Origin of the sequence: Streptomyces sp. DSM 41931, from assembly GCF_050271085.1 — a bacterium.
Classification (GTDB): Bacteria; Actinomycetota; Actinomycetes; order Streptomycetales; family Streptomycetaceae; genus Streptomyces; species Streptomyces albogriseolus.
This window is the reverse complement of record NZ_CP189902.1, coordinates 6,761,023-6,784,036: the sequence shown is the minus strand read 5'-3', so window position 1 is coordinate 6,784,036 and position 23,014 is coordinate 6,761,023. Positions and strand designations below refer to the sequence as shown.

General features: G+C 73.5%; 17 protein-coding genes. 6 read left to right on the top strand and 11 right to left on the bottom strand.

Annotated elements, in window-relative coordinates; all coding sequences use genetic code 11:
* Positions 1 to 104 precede the first annotated feature (104 nt).
* The 3 genes from ACP7TJ_RS30900 to ACP7TJ_RS30890 form a co-directional block, all read right to left on the bottom strand.
* Positions 105 to 2,807, bottom strand: coding sequence for a LuxR C-terminal-related transcriptional regulator (locus ACP7TJ_RS30900; protein ID WP_427766919.1), 2,703 nt, complete (start codon positions 2,805 to 2,807; stop codon positions 105 to 107).
* 208 nt (positions 2,808 to 3,015) lie between these two features.
* A complete protein-coding gene (locus ACP7TJ_RS30895) occupies positions 3,016 to 3,918 on the bottom strand; it encodes a dienelactone hydrolase family protein (RefSeq protein WP_176710909.1) in 903 nt (300 codons plus the stop codon).
* Between the two features lie 392 nt (positions 3,919 to 4,310).
* Positions 4,311 to 4,523, bottom strand: coding sequence for a hypothetical protein (locus tag ACP7TJ_RS30890; protein ID WP_093768734.1), 213 nt, complete (start codon positions 4,521 to 4,523; stop codon positions 4,311 to 4,313).
* A 138-nt stretch (positions 4,524 to 4,661) separates the two neighbouring features.
* Here ACP7TJ_RS30890 and ACP7TJ_RS30885 point away from each other — a divergent pair, with 138 nt between their 5' ends.
* Positions 4,662 to 4,844, top strand: coding sequence for a hypothetical protein (locus tag ACP7TJ_RS30885; protein ID WP_242590836.1), 183 nt, complete (start codon positions 4,662 to 4,664; stop codon positions 4,842 to 4,844).
* 64 nt (positions 4,845 to 4,908) lie between these two features.
* Here the strand turns inward: ACP7TJ_RS30885 and ACP7TJ_RS30880 are convergent, their stop codons facing one another.
* From ACP7TJ_RS30880 to ACP7TJ_RS30870, 3 genes are all read right to left on the bottom strand, one after another.
* Positions 4,909 to 6,591 (bottom strand): hypothetical protein, encoded by a 1,683-nt coding sequence (locus tag ACP7TJ_RS30880; RefSeq protein ID WP_427766914.1) that lies wholly within the window; start codon positions 6,589 to 6,591, stop codon positions 4,909 to 4,911.
* A gap of 133 nt (positions 6,592 to 6,724) precedes the next feature.
* A complete protein-coding gene (locus ACP7TJ_RS30875; RefSeq protein ID WP_367547886.1) occupies positions 6,725 to 7,216 on the bottom strand; it encodes a hypothetical protein in 492 nt (163 codons plus the stop codon).
* Positions 7,213 to 9,606: a molybdopterin oxidoreductase family protein gene (locus tag ACP7TJ_RS30870; protein WP_427766911.1), complete on the bottom strand. Its 2,394-nt coding sequence runs from the start codon at positions 9,604 to 9,606 to the stop codon at positions 7,213 to 7,215. Before ACP7TJ_RS30870 ends, ACP7TJ_RS30875 begins: the two co-directional genes overlap by 4 nt.
* Before the next feature lie 232 nt (positions 9,607 to 9,838).
* On the opposite strand from ACP7TJ_RS30870, the gene ACP7TJ_RS30865 reads away from it, so the two are divergent.
* Positions 9,839 to 10,660 (top strand): SAM-dependent methyltransferase, encoded by an 822-nt coding sequence (locus ACP7TJ_RS30865; RefSeq protein WP_167741567.1) that lies wholly within the window; start codon positions 9,839 to 9,841, stop codon positions 10,658 to 10,660.
* 102 nt (positions 10,661 to 10,762) lie between these two features.
* Here the strand turns inward: ACP7TJ_RS30865 and ACP7TJ_RS30860 are convergent, their stop codons facing one another.
* Positions 10,763 to 11,686, bottom strand: coding sequence for a helix-turn-helix domain-containing protein (locus ACP7TJ_RS30860; RefSeq protein WP_093768729.1), 924 nt, complete (start codon positions 11,684 to 11,686; stop codon positions 10,763 to 10,765).
* Positions 11,687 to 11,864: 178 nt separating this feature from the next.
* Positions 11,865 to 12,098 carry a DUF397 domain-containing protein gene (locus ACP7TJ_RS30855; protein ID WP_189911320.1) on the bottom strand — a complete coding sequence of 78 codons (234 nt, stop codon included), beginning with the start codon at positions 12,096 to 12,098 and terminating at the stop codon, positions 11,865 to 11,867.
* Positions 12,099 to 12,291: 193 nt separating this feature from the next.
* Between ACP7TJ_RS30855 and ACP7TJ_RS30850 the strand changes: the two genes are divergently transcribed.
* The 4 genes from ACP7TJ_RS30850 to ACP7TJ_RS30835 all read left to right on the top strand — a co-directional run bounded on the left by ACP7TJ_RS30850 (position 12,292) and on the right by ACP7TJ_RS30835 (position 18,027).
* On the top strand, positions 12,292 to 12,819 hold the full coding sequence (locus tag ACP7TJ_RS30850; RefSeq protein WP_370166547.1) for an ATP-binding protein: 528 nt from the start codon (positions 12,292 to 12,294) through the stop codon (positions 12,817 to 12,819).
* Positions 12,820 to 12,848: 29 nt separating this feature from the next.
* Positions 12,849 to 13,394, top strand: coding sequence for a hypothetical protein (locus ACP7TJ_RS30845; RefSeq protein WP_167741565.1), 546 nt, complete (start codon positions 12,849 to 12,851; stop codon positions 13,392 to 13,394).
* A gap of 380 nt (positions 13,395 to 13,774) precedes the next feature.
* Positions 13,775 to 16,513 (top strand): SpoIIE family protein phosphatase, encoded by a 2,739-nt coding sequence (locus ACP7TJ_RS30840; protein ID WP_427766905.1) that lies wholly within the window; start codon positions 13,775 to 13,777, stop codon positions 16,511 to 16,513.
* 149 nt (positions 16,514 to 16,662) lie between these two features.
* Positions 16,663 to 18,027, top strand: a complete 1,365-nt coding sequence (locus tag ACP7TJ_RS30835) for an FAD-dependent oxidoreductase (protein WP_093768725.1) — start codon at positions 16,663 to 16,665, stop codon at positions 18,025 to 18,027.
* 75 nt (positions 18,028 to 18,102) lie between these two features.
* On the opposite strand, the gene ACP7TJ_RS30830 is transcribed toward ACP7TJ_RS30835, so the two are convergent.
* From ACP7TJ_RS30830 to ACP7TJ_RS30820, 3 genes are all read right to left on the bottom strand, one after another.
* Entirely contained in the window at positions 18,103 to 20,475 is a 2,373-nt protein-coding gene (locus ACP7TJ_RS30830; RefSeq protein ID WP_427766901.1) for a glycoside hydrolase family 65 protein, read from the bottom strand.
* 145 nt (positions 20,476 to 20,620) lie between these two features.
* Positions 20,621 to 22,369: a GAF domain-containing protein gene (locus ACP7TJ_RS30825; RefSeq protein WP_427766898.1), complete on the bottom strand. Its 1,749-nt coding sequence runs from the start codon at positions 22,367 to 22,369 to the stop codon at positions 20,621 to 20,623.
* Between the two features lie 193 nt (positions 22,370 to 22,562).
* Positions 22,563 to 22,937, bottom strand: coding sequence for a hypothetical protein (locus ACP7TJ_RS30820; RefSeq protein ID WP_093768722.1), 375 nt, complete (start codon positions 22,935 to 22,937; stop codon positions 22,563 to 22,565).
* Positions 22,938 to 23,014 lie beyond the last annotated feature (77 nt).

The window sequence follows — 23,014 nt, the reverse complement described above, 5'->3', positions numbered from 1 at the left end:
GTGCGGCGGCCCCGTACCGGCGCCCGGCAGGTACGGGGAGCCCGCGGGCCGGCCGCCGTCGGACTCGTCCTGCCCCGAAGGATGGCATACCGTCCGGTCGGTCCCTAGAGTCGTGCACCGGTCTTTTCCTCCTGCTCGACCAGACGCACCAGCTCGACCCGGGAACGGAGGCCGAGCGTGGCGAACACGTTCCGCAGGTGGTAGTCGACGGTGCGGGTGCTCACGGAGAGGCTGAGGGCCACCTCCCGGTTGGTGGCGCCCTCGGCGACGTACCGGGCGATCCGCAGTTGCTGCGGGGTGAGGCGGGCGAGGTCGCCGGCGCCGGAGGAGGCGGCGGGGGCCGTGGTAGGGGCGGCGCCGCCGGCGCGGAGTTCGGCGGCGGCCTGCTGTGCCCACAGGGGGGCGCCGCAGCGTTCGAAGCCGAGGCGGGCCTCCTCCAGGCGGGTGCGGGCCTCACGGAGGCGGCGTCTGCGGCGCAGCCACTTGCCGTAGAGGAGTTCGGTGCGGGCGCGTTCGAAGTCGCCCGCGGTGTCGTCGTGCCGGTCGAGGGCGCGCAGGTACAGCTCGTCGGCGGTGTCCGGGGCGGCCAGCAGGGCGCGGCAGCGCAGGAGTTGGGAGGGGGCCTGCGGGTCGGCGCCGCAGGCCGCCCACAGGGTGAAGTCCTCCACGACGCCCGCCGCGAACTGGGGTCGTCCGGCGGACGCGGCGGCCTCCACGAAGCAGGGGACGGCGAGCATCCACACCGCGAAGTGGCCGCGGCGGGGGCCGGGGCGGACCAGCGGGCCGAGCCGCTGCGCCGCCTCGCGGGGGCGGCCGGCGCCGAGGTCGGCGCGGGCGGCGGCCCAGTGCGCGAGGGTCTCGGCCTGCGCGAGCCCGTGACGGCGGGCGGTGCGCAGGGCCGCCTCGGCGTGCTCGGTCACGAGGTCCGCCTCGCCCTCGATGGACGCGGCGAGGGCGAGGACGGCGTGGTGGTGGGCGGCGGTGTTGCGCTGCCCGGTGCGTTCGGCGGTGCGCAGGCCCTCCTCGGCGTGGGTGCGGGCGAGCTGGTGGCGGCCGGCGCGGAGTTCCGCGTAGGCCAGGTATTCGAGGGCGCGGGGTTCGAGGGCGGCGGAGCTGTGGGTACGGGCGGCGGCGAGGGCGCGGGCGCCCGCGCGGCGGGCGGAGGTGACGTCGCCGAGCATCAGCGCCGCGGCGGCCGAGCGGAGGAGGCGGTCGGGGTCCGTTCCTTGGAGGCCGTTCTCCACCACGCGGCGGAGGGGGGCGGCGGCGAGGTCGAAGCGGGCCAGGAGGACGGCGCGCATGCCGTCGCGGTGGTCGCGGGACACGTCGCCCACGGGGGTGACGCCCTCCGGGCGGGGTGCCGTGGCGCCCACCTGTGCCACCCCTCCACGGTGCTCGTCGGGTGCGGCGGGTTCCTGCGGGACTCGGACGCAGGCTTGTGCCAAGGGGAGCGTGGGGGGTGTGCGGGTGGGGGCCAGGGCCGAGAGGCAGGAGGCGGGGTCGCCCGCGGACCAGGCTGCGTCTGCCGCGCCGAGGGTGGCGCGGGCCGCCGCGTGCGGGGGCAGGAGGTCCGCCGCCAGCAGGAAGGACTCCCGGGCGTCCTCCACCGGACCGTCGGCAAGGAGCACCGCGCCTCGCAGCAGTTCCGCGCCGCCGCGTACCGGCGTGGGGGCGGAAGGGCCGCGCGCCTGGTCCAGCAGGCGCAGGGCGTCGGCGACGCCGCCGGCGAGGAGTGTCTGCTCGGCGGCGGCGAGGTGGCGCCGGGCGCGCTCCGCACCGTCCGGGGTCAGCTCGGCCGCGCGGACCAGAGCCGTGCGGCGGAGGGCGGGAGGAGTCGTGGACGCCGGGTCGGTCGCCGCCGAGGCCAGCGAGGCCGCCAGGGCGGGGTCGGGCACGGCCCATGAGCGGTGAAGGAGCGGGAGGATGTCCTCCGCTTCCCTCGCGGCCTCGGCCAGGGCGAGGTGCGCGGCGCGGCGGTGTTCCGGGGCAGCGAGGGCGTGGACCGCGCGGGCCATCAGCGCGCTGCGGAAGCGGAGCCGGCCCTCGCCACGGGTCAGCAGGTCGGGCAGGGGCGCGTCCGTCGCCGCGCGGCACGCACGGAGGACGAGGTCCGCGTCCGCGTCCTCCTCCCCCGTCGCCCGTGCGGCGGCCGCCGTGGTGAGCAGCAGGCCGCCGGGGTCGTCGGGCAGGCGGTCGCCGGCCACGTCGGCCAGCACCTCACCGTCGACCAGCGGCCGGGGCAGGGCGCGTCGCCCGCTCAGCCGGGCCGGCGACAGGCGCCGGACCAGCGCCAGCAGCAGCGCGGGGTTGCCCTCCGCCTCCGTGATCAGCTCCTCCCGTACGGCGGGGGCGACCTCGCTGTCCGCTCGCTCCCGGATCAGCGGCGCCGCCTCCGCGGGGGTGAGCGGGCCGAGGCGCAGGACGGGCAGGTCCGACAGCTCGGGCGGCGGGGGCCGGTGGCCGGCGACGGTCAGCAGGAGCGTCGTGCGTACGCCGGTCTCCCGTATGCGCGCGGCGGCACGGGCGAGCGCGGCGCGTGACGGGGCGTCCCACAGGTCGGCGTCGTCCACGCAGAGCAGGAGCGGACGGGACGCCGTGGCCGTCCGGAGGGCGTGGTCCAGCTCGTGTGCGCGGTCGGCGCGGACGTGCCGCACCGGTCCGGCGCGGAAGAGGCGGGCGGCGTGGTCGAGGAACGTGCTGCGGCCGCAACCGGGTTCACCGGTCACGACGCGGACGCCGCCGTCGGTGCGCAGCGCGTCCAGCAGCTCGGCGGTCAGCCGCTGCCGCGCGGTCGTGTGTCCGGTCATTCCCGCGACCTTACTCACGCGTAAGGTCACGCGGAAGGTATACGGACGTAGGTCGGTGAACGGTGAACGGCCGGGTCACCAGCGGCTTTTGCCTCGTGACCTGCGCCTCGGACTGTGCCGCGGCCCAAGTACGGCGGCGGGCCGTGGTGCCCGCGCACAACGGCGGTGGCGGCCCGCGCCGTGCGCGGACCGCCACCGGGAGGGGTCGTCAGGAGGTGTGCGGGCAGTTGCCCCGCGACTCCTCGATCGTCAGGCTCGGCCGCGGCAGCGGGCACAGGAACTGCTCGTACCGGGTGTCGTTGTCGATGAAGCGCTTCAGCCACGAGATGCTGTACTTCGCGATCGTCGTGTTCGACGAGTTCGGGGTGAAGTGGGTGGCGTTGTTGAGCTCCAGGTACGCGCGGTCCAGCGACGAGGGCAGGTTGCCGTAGAAGGGCTCGGCGTGGCTGGAGACGGGCGCGATGGTGTCGCCGTCGGCGCCGAAGATCAGGGTGGGGGTCCGGACCTCGGGCCAGGTCTTGTCGAGGTTCCAGGGCGTCAGCGGGATGGCGGCCTGGAGGGACGGCCGGTCCTTGGCGGCTTCCAGGGAGCCGCCGCCGCCCATGGAATGCCCCATGACGCCCAGTCTGCTGCTGTCGACGCGGTTGCGGACGGAGCTGCGCTGGGTGAGGTAGTCCAGCGCGGCCAGCAGCTGGTCGCCGCGGGAGTCGGGCTGGTCGACGGTGGTGAGGGTGTCGATGGTGAACACCACGAAGCCCTGGGAGGCAAGGCGCGGGCCCAGCCAGGAGATGGAGGACTCGAGAGCGGTGAAACCGGGCGAGATGGCGATCGCGCCGAAGGTGCCGTCGGCGGTGGTCGTGGGGTAGTAGATCGTGCCGCCGCCGAAGCCGGTCGCGGAGAGCCGGGACACGGAGATGTCCGAGACGGCGTACGGGCCGCGCAGGGCCTCGATGCTGGACTCGGTGGGCGCCGGGCCGCGCTCGTAGGGGTTGTCGGCGGCGTGGGCGCCGGGGCCGGTGAGCGTGCTGAGGCCGACGACGGCTGCGAGCGCCGCGGTCAGGCCGGCCAGGCGGCCGGTCCTTCGCCTGCTGGTGTGGGGGTGCTGCTGCACGACGAGTGGTCCTCTCTGTCACGGCGGACCGCCCGGCCGGCCGGTGCACGGGATCACCGCGTGGGCTGGGGAGCCGTGCTGCGGCCGGGGGCGGCGCCTTCTGACTGGCGGTGCCACTGTCGGCGGGGAGGGGGTGGTCGGGGATCGGTGAAATCACCGGTCTCGTGGGAGGGGGTGCCGTGCGGGGTGGTTCACCGCGGGGCCGGTGGGGGCTGGGCGCGCAGTTCCCCGCGCCCCTGGGGTGTTGCCCTGAGGGGTTCCCTGCACCGGGGGATGAAGAGGACCGCATGGGTATGCCTGACCGGGGTACCCGGTCAGGCACGGTCACCGTCGGAGTCGGCGCCGACGGAGGCGTCGACGGCGCTCCGGCTTCCGGGGCGCCGTCGCTCTGTCTATGCGGCGTCGTAGACGTGGGCCCGGCCGCCGACCCACTTCACCCAGGCGGCGTCGTCCAGCAGTTGTTCGCCCTCCGGCAGTCCGACGCGGCGCAGGAACTCCACGACGTCCCGGTCGGAGTGGGCGAGGCCGACGATCTCTCCGCGCACGGTGACGCGCCGGCCGCCCGAGCCGAGCGGCGGGTGTACGACGATCGGAGGCTTCCTCATCCCTCCAGGATCCGTCCGTGCCGTCGCGTATGCATGCCGGGACCGGCTGTCACCCGACTGGCCCGCCGGACGAGCCGGACGGACGCCCGCCGTGCTGGTATGGAAGCGGCCTCCATGCCTACCCGGAGGGAGCTGGGAATGCACGAGATGTGGTGCGGTGCAGACACTTCGGGGGAGCCGGTCTGGCACGTTCTCACCCCGGACAAGACCTCGACGCTGTGCGGGGTGGAGAAGGAGGAGGAATCGCCACGACGCGACACGACGGACCGGCACTGCTTCACCTGCATGAAGTCGTTCCAGGCCGTCGTGGCGTCCCGTTGAGAGCCACGACCGCCCCCGCCGGCGCCGGCGGGCCCGGGCGCCACCCGGGTCCGCCGGCGCCGCTTCAGTGACAGGCGTGCTGCCCCGCCTCCAGGGTGTGCGTGTCGAGCCGGCAGAAGCACGACGCCTCGATCGGTACGTCCGCCGACGCCGCCGCCTGCCGCAGCTGCCGGGCGACGATCGCGGCCTCACCGGTCTTGCCGGTGCGCAGCAGGCACTCGTGGAAGCCGTGCAGCGCCCAGACGTTGTTCGGGTGCTGGAGCGGCCGGGGCAGGGTGTCGTCAAGACCCAGGTCGGCCCGGTAGACGGCCTCCGCCTCGGCGACCCGGCCCTGCTCGAGGAGCAGCGCGCCGAGAGGATGCCGGGTGGGCTGCATCCAGCCCCACGGCTCGTCGTACGGCAGGGTGTCGTCCCGTTCGACGGCCAGCTCCAGCGCGGTGAAGGCGGCGTCGTGGTCGCCCTTGCGGTACGCGAGTTCGCCGTCCAGCATCGCGGAGGCGATGGCGAGGACGTCGTGGCAGGTGTTGTTGAACAGCATCCGGCTGCCGGGAACGCGGGCCACGGCCGCGCGGAACTTCTCCCGCTCGGCGTCGGCGCCGTCCGTGTCGCCCTTCACGCCGAGGGCGATGCCGCGGGCGTAGTGCAGCATCGCGGTGGTGACGCAGTACAGCTCGGGGTCGTCCGGGAACGGCAGCGCGAGGATGTCGTCCCAGCGGCCGAAGCGGACCAGCACGTGGAAGCGCATCGCCAGGAACGCCTCCAGCCAGTCCGCCATGGGCGGGCTCTCCACCCGGAGCAGCTTCTCCGGCACGGCTGCCTCGAGCCGCGCGGCGGCGTCCAGGGCCACCTGGGACTGTCCGGCGAACATGGCGCCGTAGATCCGGAAGTGGTGGTTGTGGCAGCGGTAGAGCGTGTAGAAGTTCATCGCGCCGGCCCGCTGGAGGTACTTCTCGTCGGCGGCGATGGCGGCGGTGTTGTCCGAGACGACGCGGCGGTAGTCGCCGCACAGCACCTCGAGGTGCGAGGGCATGTGGAGCAGGTGCCCGGCGTCGGGCGCCGCGCCGCGCAGCCGGTCGGCGACGGTGAGGGCGGCCTCCGGGGTCGGGGACATCTCCATGAGGTGGACGTAGAGGTGCACCACGCCGGGGTGGTGCGCGCCCGCCTCGGTGGCGAGGGCGCCGTCGAGCACCTCCTTGGCCTCCGCGGTGCGGGCGCCGTCGGCGGGGCGTCCGGTCCTCAGGTCCCACAGCTGCCAGGGGGTGAGGTTCATCAGGGCGTCGGCGCAGAGGGCGGCCACGTCGGGGTCTCCGGGGGCGGCCTCGTACACGGCCAGCATGCGGTCCGCGTACGGTTCGTTCCAGACCGAGCAGTCCTCCTGGGGGCGGTCCTGGGGGTAGCGGGCGCGCAGTGCCCCGACGAGGGCGCGCTCGACGGGGGTGGCGCGGGCCTCGGCCGCCTGGTGGGCGCGCTCGACGGCCGCGTGGGTGCGCTCGACGGTGCGGGTGAGGTCCTCGGTGTCGAAGGCCTCCCAGGGTTTGTTGTAGTTGGGGCCGAGGGCGTAGGCGATGCCCCAGTGGGCCATCGCGCAGCCGGGGTCGGCGTCGGCGGCCTTCCGGAAACAGGCGACCGCTTCCTCGTGGTTGAAGGCGTAGGTCCACATCAGCCCGCGGTCGAACCAGAGTTGGGCCTCGGGGGAGGTCGTCGACACGGGCCGTCCGTAGGAGCCGAGGTCGTAGTAGCCATCCATGGTGCCCGCCTCCCGGGGTTCCGGCCGGGCCGGCCACCGCCCGCCGGCGGCCGACGTCCCGTGGGGACGAAACCGACGATAGCGGGGCACGGTCGGTCCCGCAGGCGCGCCGGGGAAGCCGTCCCGGGGCAGGTCAGACGCTCACCAGGAGCTGCGGCGACAGCACCTTGATCATCGTGTTGGTCCAGCGCATCTGCCGCAGGGTCTGCGGATGGCAGTCGGCGGCCAGGTCGAGCAGGGCGCGGTCGCGGGTCGCCTGTGCGGACTGGGCGAGCATCTCCCAGTGGAGGGAGTTGCGGACGGCGGCCAGATGCAGGTCGCGCAGGTCCTCCAGGACGAGCAGCCCGGTCTCCGGGCGTCGCCCGAGGGCCTGCGCCGCCTTCTCGCGCAGGGCGGTGAGCGCGCCGGGCGCGCCGTGGTCGCGGGGTCCGGACAGCTCGACGCCGTGATCGGGTCCGAGGGCGGCCAGCCGGGCGGCGTGCTCCCGGGACCAGCGGGCGACGTCGGTGGCGACGTGGTGCACCTCGTGCTCGGTGCGGTGCCGCTCGGCGACGGCGAGGAGGTCCGTCTCCAGGTCGCGCTCGCCGTCGTGGAGGGCGCGCAGGGTGATGCCGATGCCGTTCATGCCGTGCTCCCCGTCCTCGCGTCGTCCGTGTCCTGCGGCTGGGGCGTTCCGCGCCGGGCGACCAGGGTGACCCGGGCCGCCGCGGTCTTGAACAGGGGCTGTTTGGACAGCGGGTCCCAGTCGGTGACCGTGGTCTCGTTGGCGGCGCGGCCGGGGCGGCCGTCGGGCGGCCGGTGGCCCTCGGGGGTGTCCCAGTAGCCGTAGTGGAACGGCACGAACACCACGCCGTCGCGGATCGCCACCGTCCGCAGCCGGGCCCGGATCGCTCCGCGCGGGGTGGTCACCTGGACCAGGTCGCCGGCGGCCAGGCCCTGCGCGGCGGCCTCCGCCGGGGAGATCTCCGCCCAGACGTCCGGGGCGGCGGCGTTCAGCTCGGGTGCGCGGCCGGTCTTGGTGCGGGTGTGGAAGTGGTGGACGGTCCGCCCGGTGATCAGCTGGAGCGGGTACTGCGGGGAGGCGTCCTCGTGCGGCGGGAGGTACTCGGCGGCCTTGATCACGGCCTTGCCGTCCGGGTTGAGGGAGCGGTACTCGACGGGGGTGACGGTGGCGCCGGTGACCATGTCCTTGCCGTAGCTCTCGCACCGGTCGGGGTGGGCGTGGTCGAAGCCGTCGGTGTAGAGGCGGGCGGTGCCGTCGGGGGCGTCCTCGGTGCAGGGCCACTGAATGCCGCCGTCGCGCAGCTTGTCGTAGCTGAGGCCGGTGTAGTCGCAGGGGCGGCCGGCGCTGCACCGCTGCCAGGCGGCGAAGGCGCCCTGCGGGTCGCGCCAGGGGATCAGCGGGCCGCCGTCCTTGTCGCGGAAGTCCATGCGGGCCGCGAAGTCGAGGAAGATGTCGAGGTCGGCGCGGGCCTCGCCGGGCGGTTCGACGGCCTTCTCGGAGAGGTGGACGGTGCGGTCGGCGTTGGTGAAGGTACCGGTCTTCTCGCCCCAGGTCGCGGCGGGCAGGACGACGTCGGCGAGCTGGGCGGTCTCGGTGAGGAACAGGTCCTGCACCACCACGAACAGGCGTTCCTGCGCGAGGACCGACCGGATCCGGCCGAGCTCGGGCAGGGAGACGGCCGGGTTGGTGCCGGAGATCCACAGCATGCGCAGCGAGCCCTGCTCGGCGTAGCGGAACATCTGCATCGCGTGGGTGGGCGGGCCGTAGTGCGGGATGCCGTCCGGTTCGACGTTCCAGATCTCGGCCAGTTCGGTCACATGCTGATCGTTCTGCCAGTTGCGGAAGCCGGGGAGGTCGCCGTCGGCGCCGCACTCGCGGGTGTTCTGGGCGGTGGGCTGGCCGTTCATCTGCATGAGTCCGCAGCCGGGGCGGCCGAGCATGCCGCGGATGAGGTGCAGGTTGTTGACCTGGACGGCGGCGGCGGACGCCTGGTGGGACTGGTAGACGCCCTGGAGGACGGTGGAGGTGAGCCGTTTCGCGTCGCCGAGGAGGTCGGCCGCGCGTTCGATCTCGGCGGCCGGGACACCGCAGATCTCCGCGGCCCAGCGCGGGGTGCAGCGCTCGACGCCGGCGGCGAGTTCGTCGTAGCCGACGGTGTGCGCGTCGAGGTAGGCGCGGTCGACGCGGCCGGTGCGGATGATCTCGTGCAGCAGGGCGTTGAGCAGCGCGACGTTGGTGCCGGGGCGCGGCGCCAGATGGACGTCGGCGCGGCGGGCGACGGGGGTGTACCGGGGGTCGACGCACAGCAGCCGGGGCGGGTCGGAGCCCTCCAGCCGGTCCAGGACGCGCATCCACAGCACCGTCTGCGTCTCGGCCATGTTGTGCCCGAACAGGGCGAGGGTGTCGGCGTGGTCGATGTCCTCGTACGAGCCGGGCTGGCCGTCGGAGCCGAAGCTCTCCTTGAGCGCCTCGGCGGCGGTGGCCGTGCACAGCCGGGTGTTGCCGTCGAGGTGGTTGGTGCGGACGCCGGCGTGGGCGAGGACGGAGAGGGTGTAGTACTCCTCCAGGAACAGCTGTCCGCTGGTGTAGAAGCCGACGGAGCCGGGACCGCGCTCGTCGAGCAGGGTCCGGGTGCGGGAGACGACGCGGTCCATGGCGGTGTCCCAGTCGGTCTCGACCAGGCGGCCGTTCTCCCTCACCAGCGGGCGGGTGAGGCGGTCCGGGGCGTGGTTGGCCTGCCAGCCGTAGAGGTCCTTGGGGCCGAGCCGGCCGCGGTTGACCCGGTCGGCGGCGCGGCCGCGGACGCCGACGATGCGGCCGCCGCGTACGGCGATGTCCATGGCGTCGCCGTTGGAGTGCAGGATCGAGGCGGACAGCACCCACCGCTCGACGTCCTCCTGAGCCACCCCGTCCGCGAGGTGCAGGTCGGTGCGGACCGGCCAGGGGTCGCCGGGCGCGTAAGGGGTGCGCTCACCCCAGGGGTTGGCGATGCGGTCCGGTGAACTGTCCACGGTGGTCCGACCTCCACGGTACGGGGATGTCAGGGGGCGGGTACCCGACCCTCCACCGGCCAGACCATCACGCCCCACACACACCGCGCCACTCGGCGTGATCACCTGACACACCTTCACCATTCCTTCGGGGCCATGTTCGCCGACGGGCTGGCAAGGGCCGTACGGCCCTCCCTAGGATGTATTTCCTGTCCAGCCAGTCCAGTTGGCGCGGCACTCCGCAGGGGGAACGATGCACACCGGTAAGCAGCTGTCCACCGAGATCGACGCAACCGTGCCGACGGCCGCGCGTATGTACGACTACTACCTCGGCGGCAAGGACAACTACGCGGCGGACCGCACCGCGGTCGAGGAGCTCGACAAGGTGGTGCCGAGCACCCGCCGCCTGGCCCTGAACAACCGCCGTTTCCTCCAGCGCGTGGTCCGCACGCTCACCCAGGAGTACGGCATCCGGCAGTACCTGGACCACGGCTCCGGCCTGCCCACGCAGGACAACGTGCACCAGGTGTCCCAGCGCATCGACCCCACCACCCACGTGGTCTACGTCGACAACGACCCGATGGTGCTGGTGCACGGCCGGGCCCTGCTGGAGCAGGACGAGCGCACGGTGGTCATACAGGCGGACCTGCGTGACACCGACGGGATCTTCGGCCACGCCGAGACCCAGCGGCTGATCGACTTCGACGAGCCCGTCTGCGTGCTGTTCAACTCCGTCTTCCACTGCATCCCGGACAGTGACACCGACGGCCCCCTGGCCGTGGCCAACCGCGTGCGGGAGCGGCTCGCGCCGGGCAGCTTCATGGTGATGTGCCAGCTGGTCAGCGAGGACGAGAAGGTCCGCGAGTTCGTCACCGGCTTCATGGACCAGGTGACCCAGGGGCACTGGGGCCGGGTCCGCCAGGAGAAGGACGTCGAGGCGCTGTTCGAGGGGCTGGAGATACTGGAGCCGGGTCTGGTGGAGGTGTCCACCTGGCGTCCGGACACGGAGGTGGCGCCCCGTCAGCTCACCCAGGAGTGGATCGAGTTCGGCGGCGTGGGCCGGATACCCGCGTAGCCCCCCGACACCGCGACGCCCCTTCCCGGACTTCGTGGGGCCGGGAAGGGGCGTCGGTCGCGTCCTGGGCTTCCTCCGTACGTGACGTGTACGGGGCGTGCGTCAGGAGGGGAGCGCGTAGCGTTCCTCGATCGTGCCGCGCAGCATCTCGACGGACTCGCGGGGCGTGAGCGCCTCGTCGGCGAGACGGTCGAGGACGATCCGGTACTCCTCGGTCTCGTCGCGGTCCTCGAGGAAGTTGGCGCTTCTGATGTGCTCCAGGTAGACCACGTCGGGCAGGTCGAGGCCACCGAAGCGCAGATAGGTCACCGGGATGGCGGGGGCCGAGGCGTTGGAGACGTTCAGCGGGACGATCTGCAGCGTGACGTTGGGCCGCGCGGCCATCTTCGCGAGATGGTCGAGCTGGTCGCGCATCACGGCGCGGTCGCCGAGGACGCGCAGCAGGACCGACTCGTCGATGACGGCCCACAGCTGCGGGGCGTCCTCGCGGAGCAGCAGCTGGGCGCGGCGCATGCGCAGCTCGACCCGGCGCTGCACCTCGCTCGCCGGGGCGTTGGGCAGTCCGCGCTCGACGACCGCGCGGGTGTAGTCGGCGGTCTGCAGCAGCCCGGGGACGTACTGGATCTCGAACGTACGGATGGTGGCGGCGGCCTCCTGGAGTCCGACCAGGCGGTCGAACCACTCGGGCATCAGCCGCTTGTCGTACCGCTGCCACCAGCCCGGCTCGCCGGCCCGCTGGAGCAGCTTCAGGAGGACGGAGGCCTCGTAGTCGTCGGTGCCGTAGAGTTCGAGCAGCGCCCGTACGTCGGTCTCGGCCGGCGGACGGCGACCCTTGCCGGACTCGATGCGGGACAGCTTGGCCCCGCTGAAGCCGACGGAGCGGGCCGCCTGGTCCTGGGACAGTCCGGCGTCCTCACGGAAACCGGCCAGCTGCACGCCCACCAGCATCTTGAGCAGGGTCGGCGCGGGCTCGGGCCTGTCCAGGTAGGGTTCCAGACGGGAGATGCGATGCGACGCGGCGGACATCCTGACTCCCAGCAGACCGGCACAAGGGCGATTCACACTATCGCATCTGACACTGCCTCATCGCATCCGGTTACGAAACGCCGATCGAAGTAGGGCAGTTGGACTCCGCTTCACCGGCGCCGGGTCCACGGGGGGGGGCGGCGCCGGCCGCGCGGCGGTCAGCGGGCGCGGCGGCCCGTCATCGGACGAGGTGGTCGAACTCGCCGTCCTTGGCGCCCGCAAGGAAGGCGGCCAGTTCCGCGGAGGTGTACACGAGGGCCGGGCCGTCGGGGTCGCGGGAGTTGCGCATCGCGACGTCGCCGCCGGACAGCGGCGCGACCTCGACGCAGTTGCCCTCGGCGTTGCTGTGCCGGCTCTTGATCCAGCGGGCGTCCAACTGGCTGGCCCGCACTCCGTTCCGCACTCCAGGCACCGCTGTCTCCTTGCTGCTGATCTCGTCCCGCCCCGCACGGCCGTCGCCGCACATGGCGAAAAATTCTCGCGCAATTTCCCGTGCAATTGCACGGGAGCGCTGACAGCGTGGATAATAGCCGTGGCGTCAACCCCCGTGGGAGCGCCCCGTCCTGACGTCGCATCGAGGAGATGCCGTGTCATCACCTGTGCACTTGACGCTCCGGCCCCCGGTCCCGGCCGTCTTACCGGCAGGCGGTGCCGGGTCGTTCGGCCCGCTGCCCGCGGTGCCGCACGAGGACGGGTCCCCACTGCAGACGGTGCCCGCCGCCGCCCCCCACGCGGCGGTGAGCATCGCCTGCAGCAGGGAGGGCCTCGCGCGAGCGCGGTCCTTCACCCGCGCCACCCTCGGGGACTGGTCGCTGCACCGGTGCAGCGACGACGCCACCTTGGTCATGACCGAGCTGGCCGCCAACGCCGTCACGCACGCGGCGTCGCACCGCCCGGACGAACCGGACGTGCGGCTGGGGTTCCGTCTGGAGCCGGCGCACCTGCTGCTCACGGTCACCGACCCCGACGACCGCCCGCCCGTGCGGCAGCCTCCCGGCGGCGAAGCCGACCTGGAGGAGCACGGCCGGGGGCTCCGCATCGTCGACGCCCTGTCCGAGGCGTGGGGCTGGTTCCCCGCCGTCCCGGCGGGCAAGACGGTGTGGGCCCGGTTGTCCACCCGCCCGCCCACCTGACACGACTGCCGCGGAAAGGCACCCACGCCATGCGCAGCGCTTCTACGGAACAGCCGAGCAGCGAGCGCCCAGTGCGCCACACGTCCCCCACCGGAGTGGCACGGTCCACGCCCCTCGCGGCCCTGTCCCAGGTGCCGTGGGCCGAGATGCAGGACTCCACCGGATCGGCGGCCGCCATTCCCCTGCTCCTCAACGGCATCGCCTGGGGTGACCCGGACACCGCCCGGGCCGCCCTCGAGGATCTGCGGAAACGGATCTGCCAGTACGGCTTCGTCACGGAGCAGGCCACCGCGGCGACGGTGCCGTTCCTCTGGGAGCTGGCGCAGCTGCCGCACGTCACCGTGCGGGCGGGGATCATCCAGCTGCTCAGGGCCATCGCCGACGCCCGGCAGTGGGAGAGCACGGCCGCGGCGTACCCCAAGCTGCTGAACCGCCGGGAGAACCCGGTGGTGTGGGAGCGGGCCGCGCGGCAGGCGGTGCGCGCCCGGCGCGGTGAGCTGAACCGGCTGCTGGCCGAGCCGGACACGGAGATCGCCCGTGCGAGCACGGAGCTGGCCCGGGCGCTGGCCGACTGAGCCGGCGGCCGCCGCCGGACTGCGAAGGGACCCGTCCTTTGCGGCACGGTTCCGCACACTCCGGGACGCCCCCCGCTCGGGGCGGGCCCGGCCGAGAAGACGCGCGACTGCTCGGGGGACGAGTCGCGCGTCGGGGGGAGGGTCGCGCGCGGCCGAGGGGGAAGGCCGCGCGCGACCCGCGTACGCGCCCCGTCAGGGGCGCGGGGAACTGCGCGGACAACCCCCACGGCGCCGCACGCTTCCTCGCATCGATGTTCGGCGCGTGCGCCCAGGAGGCTGCCGCCTACGGTGAAGGGGCGGCCGCGGCCCCATCCGGGCATGAGGTGCCGCCCCAGCGGCCTACTCTCGCCTCCCTTCGCGCGGCAGTGTAGACAGGGCACATGGTCCGACTCATGGGTCGATCCCGGACCCGGTCGCCCCAGCGGTCCGGCGCGGCGGCTTCCGTGCGGCGTCGGGGGCAGGAGAGCGGCCGCTCCGGGTGGCATCCGACGGCGGGGCTGCGGTCGGTGCTCGGCGGACGCAGTGTCGCCCGACAGGTGTTCGTCCTGCTCCTGGTGATGGTGCTGCTGCTGGTGGTCGCCGCCGTCGTGGCGCTGGTGCTCCAGGCGCAGCGGGACAGCGCCGAGGAGGCCCGCAACCGCTCACTCGCCGTGGCCGAGACCTTCGCCAACGCCCCCGGCACGGTCGAGGCGCTGGACTCCCCCGACCCCACGGCCGTGCTCCAGCCGCGTGCCGAGGCCGCCCGTGAGCGGTCGCACGTCGACTTCGTCGTGGTCATGAACACCGACGGCATCCGCTACACGCACCCCCGCCCCGACCGCATCGGCAAGCAGTTCGTCGGCACCATCGAGCCCGCGCTGGCGGGCGAGCCGGTCGTGGAGGAGATCGACGGGACCATCGGGCGGCTCGTGCAGGCCGTGGTGCCGGTGGAGGACCCGGACGGCGAGGTCGTCGGCCTGGTGTCGGCCGGCATCACGCTGGAGAACGTCGGCGGGGCGGCCGAGGCACAGCTCCCGCTGGTGCTGGGCGCCGGGCTCGCCGCGCTGGCCCTGGCGACCGGCGGCGCCGCCCTGATCAGCAGACGTCTGCTGCGCCAGACCCACGGTCTGGGCCCGCACGAGATGACCCGGATGTACGAACACCACGACGCCGTGCTGCACGCGGTGCGCGAGGGCGTGATGATCCTCGACGGCGACGGCACCCTGCTGCTCGCCAACGACGAGGCGCGCCGTCTGTTCAGCCTCCCGGAGGACGCCGAGGGCCGGCACGCCCGGGACCTGGGTCTGGATCCGGCCACGACGGAGCTGCTGTCGTCGGGCCGCATGGCCACGGACGAGGTGCTTCCGGTGGGCGACCGGCTGCTCGCGGTCAACCAGCGCCCCACCGACCCGGCGGGCCGGCACCGGGGCAGCGTCGCCACCGTCCGCGACACCACGGAGCTGCGGGCGCTGTCCGGCCGGGCGGAGGAGTCCCGCGAGCGGCTCAACATGCTCTACGACGCGGGCGTGGGCATCGGCACCAGCCTGGACGTGGCGCGGACCGCGCAGGAGCTGTCGGACCTGGCCGTGCCCCGGTTCGCCGACTTCGTCACCGTGGACCTGTTCGAGTCGGTGCTGGCGGGCGGGCACCCCGACGCGGCCGCCGCGCTGCGCCGCACGGCCAGGACCGGCATCGCCGACGACGCCCCGCTGTATCCGCGGGAGCAGCAGATCCGTTTCGTCGAGTCGTCCCCGCATGGCCGCAGCCTGGCCACCGGCCAGGCGGTGCTGGAGCCCCGGCTCGACGAGGCGCCCGGCTGGCAGGCGCAGGACAAGGAGCGCTCCGCGCAGGTCGTGGAGTACGGCATCCACTCGCTGATCACGGTGCCGCTGCGGGCCGGCTCGCTGGTTCTGGGCGTGGTCAGCTTCTGGCGTTCACGCAAGCCGGAGCCGTTCGACGAGGAGGAGCTGGCGCTGGCGGAGGAGCTGGTGGCACGGGCCGCGGTGTCCATCGACAACGCCCGCCGCTACACGCGCGAGCACAGCATGGCGGTGACGCTGCAGCGCAGCCTGCTGCCGCGCACGCTGCCCGAGCAGAACGCGCTGGAGATCGCCTACCGCTATCTGCCCGCGCAGGCCGGGGTGGGCGGCGACTGGTTCGACGTGCTGCCGCTGTCCGGCGCCCGGGTGGCGCTGGTGGTCGGCGACGTCGTCGGGCACGGTCTGCACGCGGCGGCCACCATGGGCCGGCTGCGCACGGCGGTGCACAACTTCTCCGCGCTCGACCTGCCGCCGGGTGAACTGCTCGCGCTGCTGGACGAGCTGGTCGGCCGGATCGACCAGGACGAGGCGCAGGACGAGCACGTCGCCCCGGTCATCGGGGCGACGTGCCTGTACGCGGTGTACGACCCGGTGTCGCGACGCTGCAGCCTGGCGCGCGCGGGTCATCCGCCGCCGGCGCTGGTCCGGCCGGACGGGCGTGTGGAGTTCCCGGACGTGCCCGCCGGTCCCCCGCTGGGTCTGGGCGGGCTGCCGTTCGAGTCGGCGGAGCTGGAGCTGCCGGAGGGCAGCAGGCTGGTGCTGTACACCGACGGGCTGGTGGAGGACCGCGAGCACGACATCGACGTCGGTCTGGAGCGGCTGCGGGAGGCTCTGGCCGGCGCCGGCAAGTCCCCGGAGGAGACGTGCCGGACCGTGCTGGACCACCGGCGTCCGCGGAAGGCGGCCGACGACATCGCGCTGATCGTGGCGCGGACCCGGGCGCTGCCCGCCGGCCGGATCGCCCAGTGGCCGGTGCCGTCGGACCCGGCGGCGGTGGGCGAGCTGCGGGCGGCGGTGGCCCGGAAGCTCGCCGAGTGGGGGCTGGAGGAGCTGACGTTCGGCACGGAGCTGATCCTCAGCGAACTGGTGACCAACGCGATGCGGCACGGCGGCGCCCCCATCCAGGTGCGGATGCTGTACGAGCGCCATCTGATCTGCGAGGTGTACGACAGCAGCAGCACCGCCCCGCACCTGCGGTACGCGACCATGACGGACGAAGGCGGGCGCGGGCTGTTCCTGGTCGCGCAGCTCGCCGAGCGCTGGGGCACCCGCTATCTGCCCGCGGGCAAGGTGATCTGGGCGGAGCAGAATCTGCCCTAGCACGTCCGACGCCGTGCTATAAGATCACCTCGGCACATGGCATAAGGTCGGCTTATGGGCTCATAGACCGGACCCGCGTACAAGGTAAGGCAAGCCTCAGTTTAGGCTTCCCCACGAGACGCTTGTCATCGCTCGAAGGGAACCTGACCATGCCCCGCCCCCTGCGGGTAGCCATCGTCGGATCCGGCCCCGCCGGGATCTACGCCGCCGACGCCCTGCTCAAGTCCGACGTGGCCGCCGAGCCCGGCGTGTCCATCGACATCTTCGAGCGGATGCCGGCGCCGTTCGGACTGATCCGTTACGGCGTCGCCCCCGACCACCCGCGGATCAAGGGCATCATCACGGCCCTGCACCAGGTGCTGGACAAGCCGCAGATCCGGCTGTTCGGCAACGTGGACTACGGCACCGACGTGCACCTCGACGACCTCCGCGCCTTCTACGACGGCGTGATCTTCGCCACCGGCGCCACGGCCGACCGCGCGCTGCCGATCCCGGGCATCGACCTGGACGGCTCCTACGGCGCGGCGGACTTCGTGTCCTGGTACGACGGCCACCCGGACGTGCCCCGCACCTGGCCGCTGGAGGCGGAGAAGGTCGCGGTCCTCGGCGTCGGCAACGTGGCCCTGGACGTGGCGCGCATCCTCGCCAAGACGGCGGACGAGCTGCTGCCCACCGAGATCCCGCCGAACGTCTACGAGGGCCTGAAGGCCAACAAGGCGATGGAGATCCACGTCTTCGGCCGCCGCGGCCCGGCGCAGGCGAAGTTCAGCCCGATGGAGCTGCGGGAGCTGGACCACTCCCCCAGCATCGAGGTCGTCGTCGACCCCGAGGACATCGACTACGACGACGGCTCCATCGCCACCCGGCGCGGCAACAAGCAGGCCGACATGGTCGCCAAGACCCTGGAGAACTGGGCGATCCGCGACGTCGGCGACCGTCCGCACAAGCTGTTCCTGCACTTCTTCGAGTCGCCCACCGAGATCCTCGGCGAGGACGGCAAGGTCGTGGGCCTGCGCACCGAGCGCACCGCCCTCGACGGCACCGGCAACGTCAAGGGCACCGGCGAGTTCAAGGACTGGGACGTCACCGCGGTGTACCGCGCGGTCGGCTACCTCTCCGACAAGCTGCCCAAGCTGCCCTGGGACATCGAGTCGGGCACCGTCCCGGACGAGGGCGGCCGCGTGATCCAGGAGACCGGCGAGCACCTGTCGTCGACGTACGTCACCGGCTGGATCCGGCGCGGTCCTGTGGGCCTGATCGGGCACACCAAGGGCGACGCCAACGAGACCGTCGCGAACCTGCTGGCCGACTACGCGGGCGGGCGGCTGGGCACGCCCGGGTCCCCGGACCCGGAGGCCGTGGACGCGTTCCTCGCCGAGCGCGGCATCCGCTACACCACCTGGGACGGCTGGTACCGCCTGGACGCGGCGGAGAAGGCGCTGGGCGAGCCGCAGGGCCGTGAGCGCGTGAAGATCGTCGAGCGCGAGGACATGCTCCGCGAGAGCGGCGCCTGACATCGCCGGGCCCCGGGCAGGGGCCAGTCCGCCGGACGCCCGGCCGGTTCCGCACCGGCCGGGCGTCCGGCATCGTCATTCCAGCAGGGCGAGCCGGGCCGTCTCCCCCGGGTCCACGCGCACCGCGCGGTGTCCGGGCAGGTGCACCTCGATCGGGTAGCGGCCGGCGGAGGGCACGGTGATCTCCAGCGATCCGCACTCCAGCCGCAGCCGCACACCCCAGTGGCCGTGGTAGCGGACGGTGAAGCCGTAGGAGGACAGCTCCGGCAGCGGCACGGGGTCGAGCCACAGCGCCCCGCCGCGGGTCTCCAGCCCGGTGAGGCCGCGCTGCACCAGGTCGAGGGTGCCGGCCATGGCGCCGAGGTGGATGCCCTCGCCCGTGGTGCCGCCCTGGATGTCGGCGATGTCCGACTGGAGGGCCTCCTGGCAGAACTTCCAGGCGTCCCTGCGGCGCGCCCGGGCCAGGATCCAGCCGTGCACCAGGCCGCTGAGGGTGGAGCCGTGGCTGGTGCGGTGCAGGTAGTAGTCCACCGTGCGCCGCCAGGTCCGCTCGTCCAGGTTCAGCCCCAGCCGCCGGAAGACGCCCTGGAGCTCGGCCGGCGAGAACAGGTAGCCGAGCATGAGGACGTCCGCCTGCTTGGACGCCTGGTAGCGGTTGACGGTGTCCCCCTCGGCCTCCAGGATCCGGTCCAGCCGCCGGATGTCGCCGTACCGGCGCCGGTATCCCCGCCAGTCCAGCTCGGCGAGTTCGCCGTACCCCTCGAACTGGCTGATGACGCCGTCGTGGAAAGGGACGTGCAGGGTACGGGAGACATGGTCCCAGTGGCCGAGTTCGGCCTCGTCGAGGCCGGTGCGCTCGGCCAGCTCGCGGCGGCGCGGCTCGGGCAGGTGGCGCAGCACCTCCAGGGTGCGGGCCAGCACCCAGGTGGCGGTGACGTTGGTGTAGGCGTTGTCGTCGAGCCCGGGACGGTCGGCGCCCGGGTAGGCGTCGTGGTACTCGTCGGGGCCCACCACGCCCTTGATGCGGTGGCGGCCCAGCCGGTCGTCGTAGGAGGCGGAGCCGGCCCAGAAGCGGGAGATCTGCAGCAGCATCTCGGCGCCCTTGGTGTGCAGGAACTCCTCGTCGCCGGCGGCCTCGCAGTACTCCCACACGTTGTAGGCGATCGCCGAGCCCACATGGTGCTGGAGGTGGGAGTGGTCGGGCAGCCACCGGCCCGAGCGCGGGTTGAGGTGCAGCTGCTGGGTCTCCTCACGGCCGTCGCTGCCGGACTGCCACGGGTACATCGCGCCCCGCAGCCCGGCGTCGTGGGCGGCCGTCCGGGCGCGCTCCAGCCGCCGGTACCGGTAGTGCAGCAGCGCCCGCGAGACCTCCGGGAAGTGCAGGTTCAGGTACGGCAGGACGAACAGCTCGTCCCAGAACACGTGCCCCCGGTACGCCTCCCCGTGCAGCCCGCGGGCCGGCACCCCCACGTCCAGGTCGGCGGTGTGCGGGGAGAGGGTCTGCAGGACGTGGAAGAGGTGCAGCCGGAGGATGCGCCCCGCCTCGTCGGGCACGTCCGGCTCCGCCCGGCGCCACAGCTGCTGCCAGGCCGTCAGATGGGGCGCCAGCAGCTCGTCGAACGGGGCGGCCCGGTGCACCCGGTCGACGGCGGCGTGCAGCGGGTCGCTGATCGCCGGGTCGCGGGAGGTGTGCAGGGCGACGACCTTGTCGACGGTGAGGGTCTTCCCGGCCGCCAGGTCCAGCCGGGTCGTCTGCACGGCGCGGGGCCGGTCGTGGCGGACGGCGACGGACGCGGGCGAGGTCAGCCGGGCGGCGCAGGCGATCCGGACGTCGGAGGTCCGGGTGCGGCAGCGCAGCCACACGGCGTCGTGCTGCGAGGTGCCGGTGACCACGTGGGTGACGTGGCGGCCGTCGAGGTCGGCGTAGCGGGGCACCCCGGCGTTGGTGACGCCGCCGTCGAGCGCCGCCTCGACCTCGAGCGGCCCGGAGAACCCCTCGGCGGTGAACTCGGTGCGCAGGCCCGCGAGGTGCGGGTCGGCCATGTGCACGAACCGCAGCTGCCGCACCAGGAGCGCACGGCCGGCTCCGAGTCCGAACCGGGTGAGGCGCTCCATCAGACCGGAGGACAGGTGCAGGGTGACCACGTGGTCGAGGACGGGCGTGGTGTCGGGGCCGAGCCAGTCGCCGCCGGGCTGCCGGAAGCGCAGGGGCAGCCAGTTGGGGAGGTTGACGACGTCCTCGTTCTCCACCCGTCGGCCGCCGACCGCGGAGACGAGCCGGTTGTAGACGCCGGCCGCGTAGGTGCCGGGGTAGTGCGTGTCGTCGGCGGTGCACTCCGCCAGGACGCCACGGGTGGCGAAGTAGCCGTTGCCGAGGGTGCACAGCGATTCCCTCAGGCGCTCCTCGGCGGGGTCGTAGCCCTCGTACCGCCAGGTCCAGCCCGTCACTTCGCCGCTCCTCCCGCCGACGACCGCCGCGCACGCGGCCGTGCGGCCCGTGCGAGGGCGCGGGGCCGGGCGGTCCCGCCGCGACCGGAACGGCGCACCGAGTACCCCCGGCCGCAGCGCACCACACACCGCCGGGGACGGAGGGCTACTGCTCGCCCACCGGCACCCGCCACACCAGGGTGGTGCCGCCGCCCGGGGTCTCCGTGACGTCGAAGGAGCCGCCGAGCTGCCCGGCGCGCTCGGCCATGTTGCGCAGGCCGCTGCGGCGGCCGCCGGACGGCAGGCCCACGCCGTCGTCCGCGACGGTCAGCCGCACCTCGCGCCCGTCGGTCTCCACGACCACCTGGGCGCGGCCCGCGCGGGCGTGCCGGGCGACGTTGGTGAGCGCCTCGGAGAGGACGGCCGTCAGGTGGTCGGCGGCGTCCTTGGACACATGGGTGTCGATCAGGCCCTCCATCCGCACGCTGGGCGCGAAGCCCAGCAGCGGGGCGGCCTCCCCGACGAGCCGGACGACGCGGGCGCGCAGGCCGGTCCCGGCGCCGCCCTCGGAGGCGCCGGAGCGCAGGCCGAAGATGGTCGAGCGGATGATCTTGATGGTCTCGTCGAGGTCGTCGACGGCCCGCAGCACCCGCTCGGAGGCCCCCTTGTGCTCGATGAACCGGCCGGCGCTCTGCAGGGTCATGCCGGTGGCGAACAGCCGCTGGATGGCCAGGTCGTGCAGGTCGCGGGCGATGCGGTCGCGGTCCTCCAGCACGGCGATGTGCTCGGCGTCCTGGCGGCGTTCGGCCAGCTCCATCGCGACGGCGGCCTGGGCGGCGAAGCCCCGCAGCGGTTCGATCTCCTTGTCCGTGAAGACGCGGTCGCCGGACGCGCGGACCAGCAGCAGGATGCCGCGCACGCCGTGCTCGCCGCCGATCGGCACCGCCACGGCGGGACCCAGCTCGGTGAAGGTCTGCGGGCCCTGGAACACCCGTTCGTCGTGGGCGATGTCCTCCGAGGTGACAGGGGCGGCGGGCGAGAACGCCCGGCCGAGCAGGCTGCCCTCGACCGGCACGACGAGCCCGCGGTGGGTCTCGGCGTCCTGGCCGAGGGCGAGTTCCACGGTCAGCGAGTCGGTGCCCTCCATGGGCACGGCGACGACGGCGAGGGCGGCCCCGGTGATCTCGCGGGCCCGCTCGGCGACGAGCATCAGCGCCTCGCCGCGCCCGCTGCCGGACATCAGTCCGTGGGTGATCTCGGCGTTGGCCTGGAGCCAGCGCTCCCGCAGCCGCGACTCCTCGTAGAGGCGGGCGTTGTCGATGGCGACGCCGGCGGCGACCGCGAGGGTCGACAGGACCGACTCGTCCTCCTCGTCGAACTGCGCCCCGCCGCGCTTCTCGGTCAGGTAGAGGTTGCCGAAGACCTGGTCGCGGACGCGGATCGGGACGCCGAGGAAGGTGTTCATCGGCGGGTGGTGCGGCGGGAAGCCGTAGGAGGCGGGGTGCTCGGACAGCTTGGGCAGCCGCAGCGGCTTCGGGTGGCGGATCAGCTCGCCGAGGATGCCGTGGCCCTCCGGGTAGTGGCCGATGCGGGCGATCTCCTCGTCGCTGACGCCGACGGTGTGGAAGGCGGACAGCCGCTTGCCGTCCGGGCCGATCACGCCGAGGGCCGCGTACCGGGCGTCCACCAGCGCGGCGGCGGCCTCCACGATGGAGTGCAGCACCTGCTCCAGTTCGAGCTCCCGGCCGACGGAGAGGACCGCCTCGAGGAGACTGCGCACCCGGTCGCGGGTGCCGCGGGCCGCGTCGATGCGCGCCTGCAGCTCCTCCAGCAGTTCGTCCAGCCTGAGCTGCGGCAGCCGTACGCGCGCGCTCTCGCCCCGCTCCGGGTCCGTGTCCCGCCCGGCGTCAGTCACCCGTGTGCCTCCTGTCCCCACACTCCGGCACCGCCCGCCCGGCGTCCTCCGGGGGCGGGCGTCGGTAACGCTCCAGCAAAGGTGACGGTACGGCATCGGGCGGGGCGCGCATCCGGCGGGGACCGTCCGGCGGGAACGCCCCGCGGCCCCGCGCGCCGGAGGACGGTGCGCGGGGCCGCGGACGGGCGGGGGGTCAGACCTCCAGCTCGTTCTCGATGCGGCGCATCTGGTGGCGCGCCATGGCCAGGTTGGCCCGGCTGGAGTCCAGCACCAGGTAGAGGAACAGTCCGTTGCCGCCGCGCCCCTTGAGCAGGCGGATCACGTGGTACTGGCTGTTGAGGGTGATCAGGATGTCCTCGATCTCCTCCTTCAGCCCCAGCAGCTCCATGGTGCGCAGCTTGGAGCGCACCACGTCGGTGTTGCCGGCGGCGGCGACCTCCAGGTTGAGGTCCTTGCCGCCGCCCAGGGTGCCGAGGGCCATGCCGCTGGTGTAGTCGACGAGTGCGGCGGCCGTCGCGCCGTCGATGGAGCTGAGGCATTCCTTGAGCGAGGTCTCGGTGTTCGCCATGGGTGGTGTCCTTTCCGGATCGTGAAGGGTGGTGCGGGCCGGCGCCGGCGGTGTGCGGGCGTCCGGCCGGGTGGTGG

Bases quoted from the DNA above. Each gene is read 5' to 3' on its own strand.
- ACP7TJ_RS30860 (WP_093768729.1), bottom strand. From the start codon at position 11,686: ATGTCCGCCGCGTCGCATCGCATCTCCCGTCTGGAACCCTACCTGGAC.
- ACP7TJ_RS30885 (WP_242590836.1), top strand. From the start codon at position 4,662: ATGCACGAGATGTGGTGCGGTGCAGACACTTCGGGGGAGCCGGTCTGG.
- ACP7TJ_RS30840 (WP_427766905.1), top strand. From the start codon at position 13,775: ATGGTCCGACTCATGGGTCGATCCCGGACCCGGTCGCCCCAGCGGTCC.
- ACP7TJ_RS30845 (WP_167741565.1), top strand. From the start codon at position 12,849: ATGCGCAGCGCTTCTACGGAACAGCCGAGCAGCGAGCGCCCAGTGCGC.
- ACP7TJ_RS30900 (WP_427766919.1), bottom strand. From the start codon at position 2,807: ATGACCGGACACACGACCGCGCGGCAGCGGCTGACCGCCGAGCTGCTG.
- ACP7TJ_RS30865 (WP_167741567.1), top strand. From the start codon at position 9,839: ATGCACACCGGTAAGCAGCTGTCCACCGAGATCGACGCAACCGTGCCG.
- ACP7TJ_RS30835 (WP_093768725.1), top strand. From the start codon at position 16,663: ATGCCCCGCCCCCTGCGGGTAGCCATCGTCGGATCCGGCCCCGCCGGG.
- ACP7TJ_RS30890 (WP_093768734.1), bottom strand. From the start codon at position 4,523: ATGAGGAAGCCTCCGATCGTCGTACACCCGCCGCTCGGCTCGGGCGGC.
- ACP7TJ_RS30880 (WP_427766914.1), bottom strand. From the start codon at position 6,591: ATGGATGGCTACTACGACCTCGGCTCCTACGGACGGCCCGTGTCGACG.
- ACP7TJ_RS30820 (WP_093768722.1), bottom strand. From the start codon at position 22,937: ATGGCGAACACCGAGACCTCGCTCAAGGAATGCCTCAGCTCCATCGAC.
- ACP7TJ_RS30875 (WP_367547886.1), bottom strand. From the start codon at position 7,216: ATGAACGGCATCGGCATCACCCTGCGCGCCCTCCACGACGGCGAGCGC.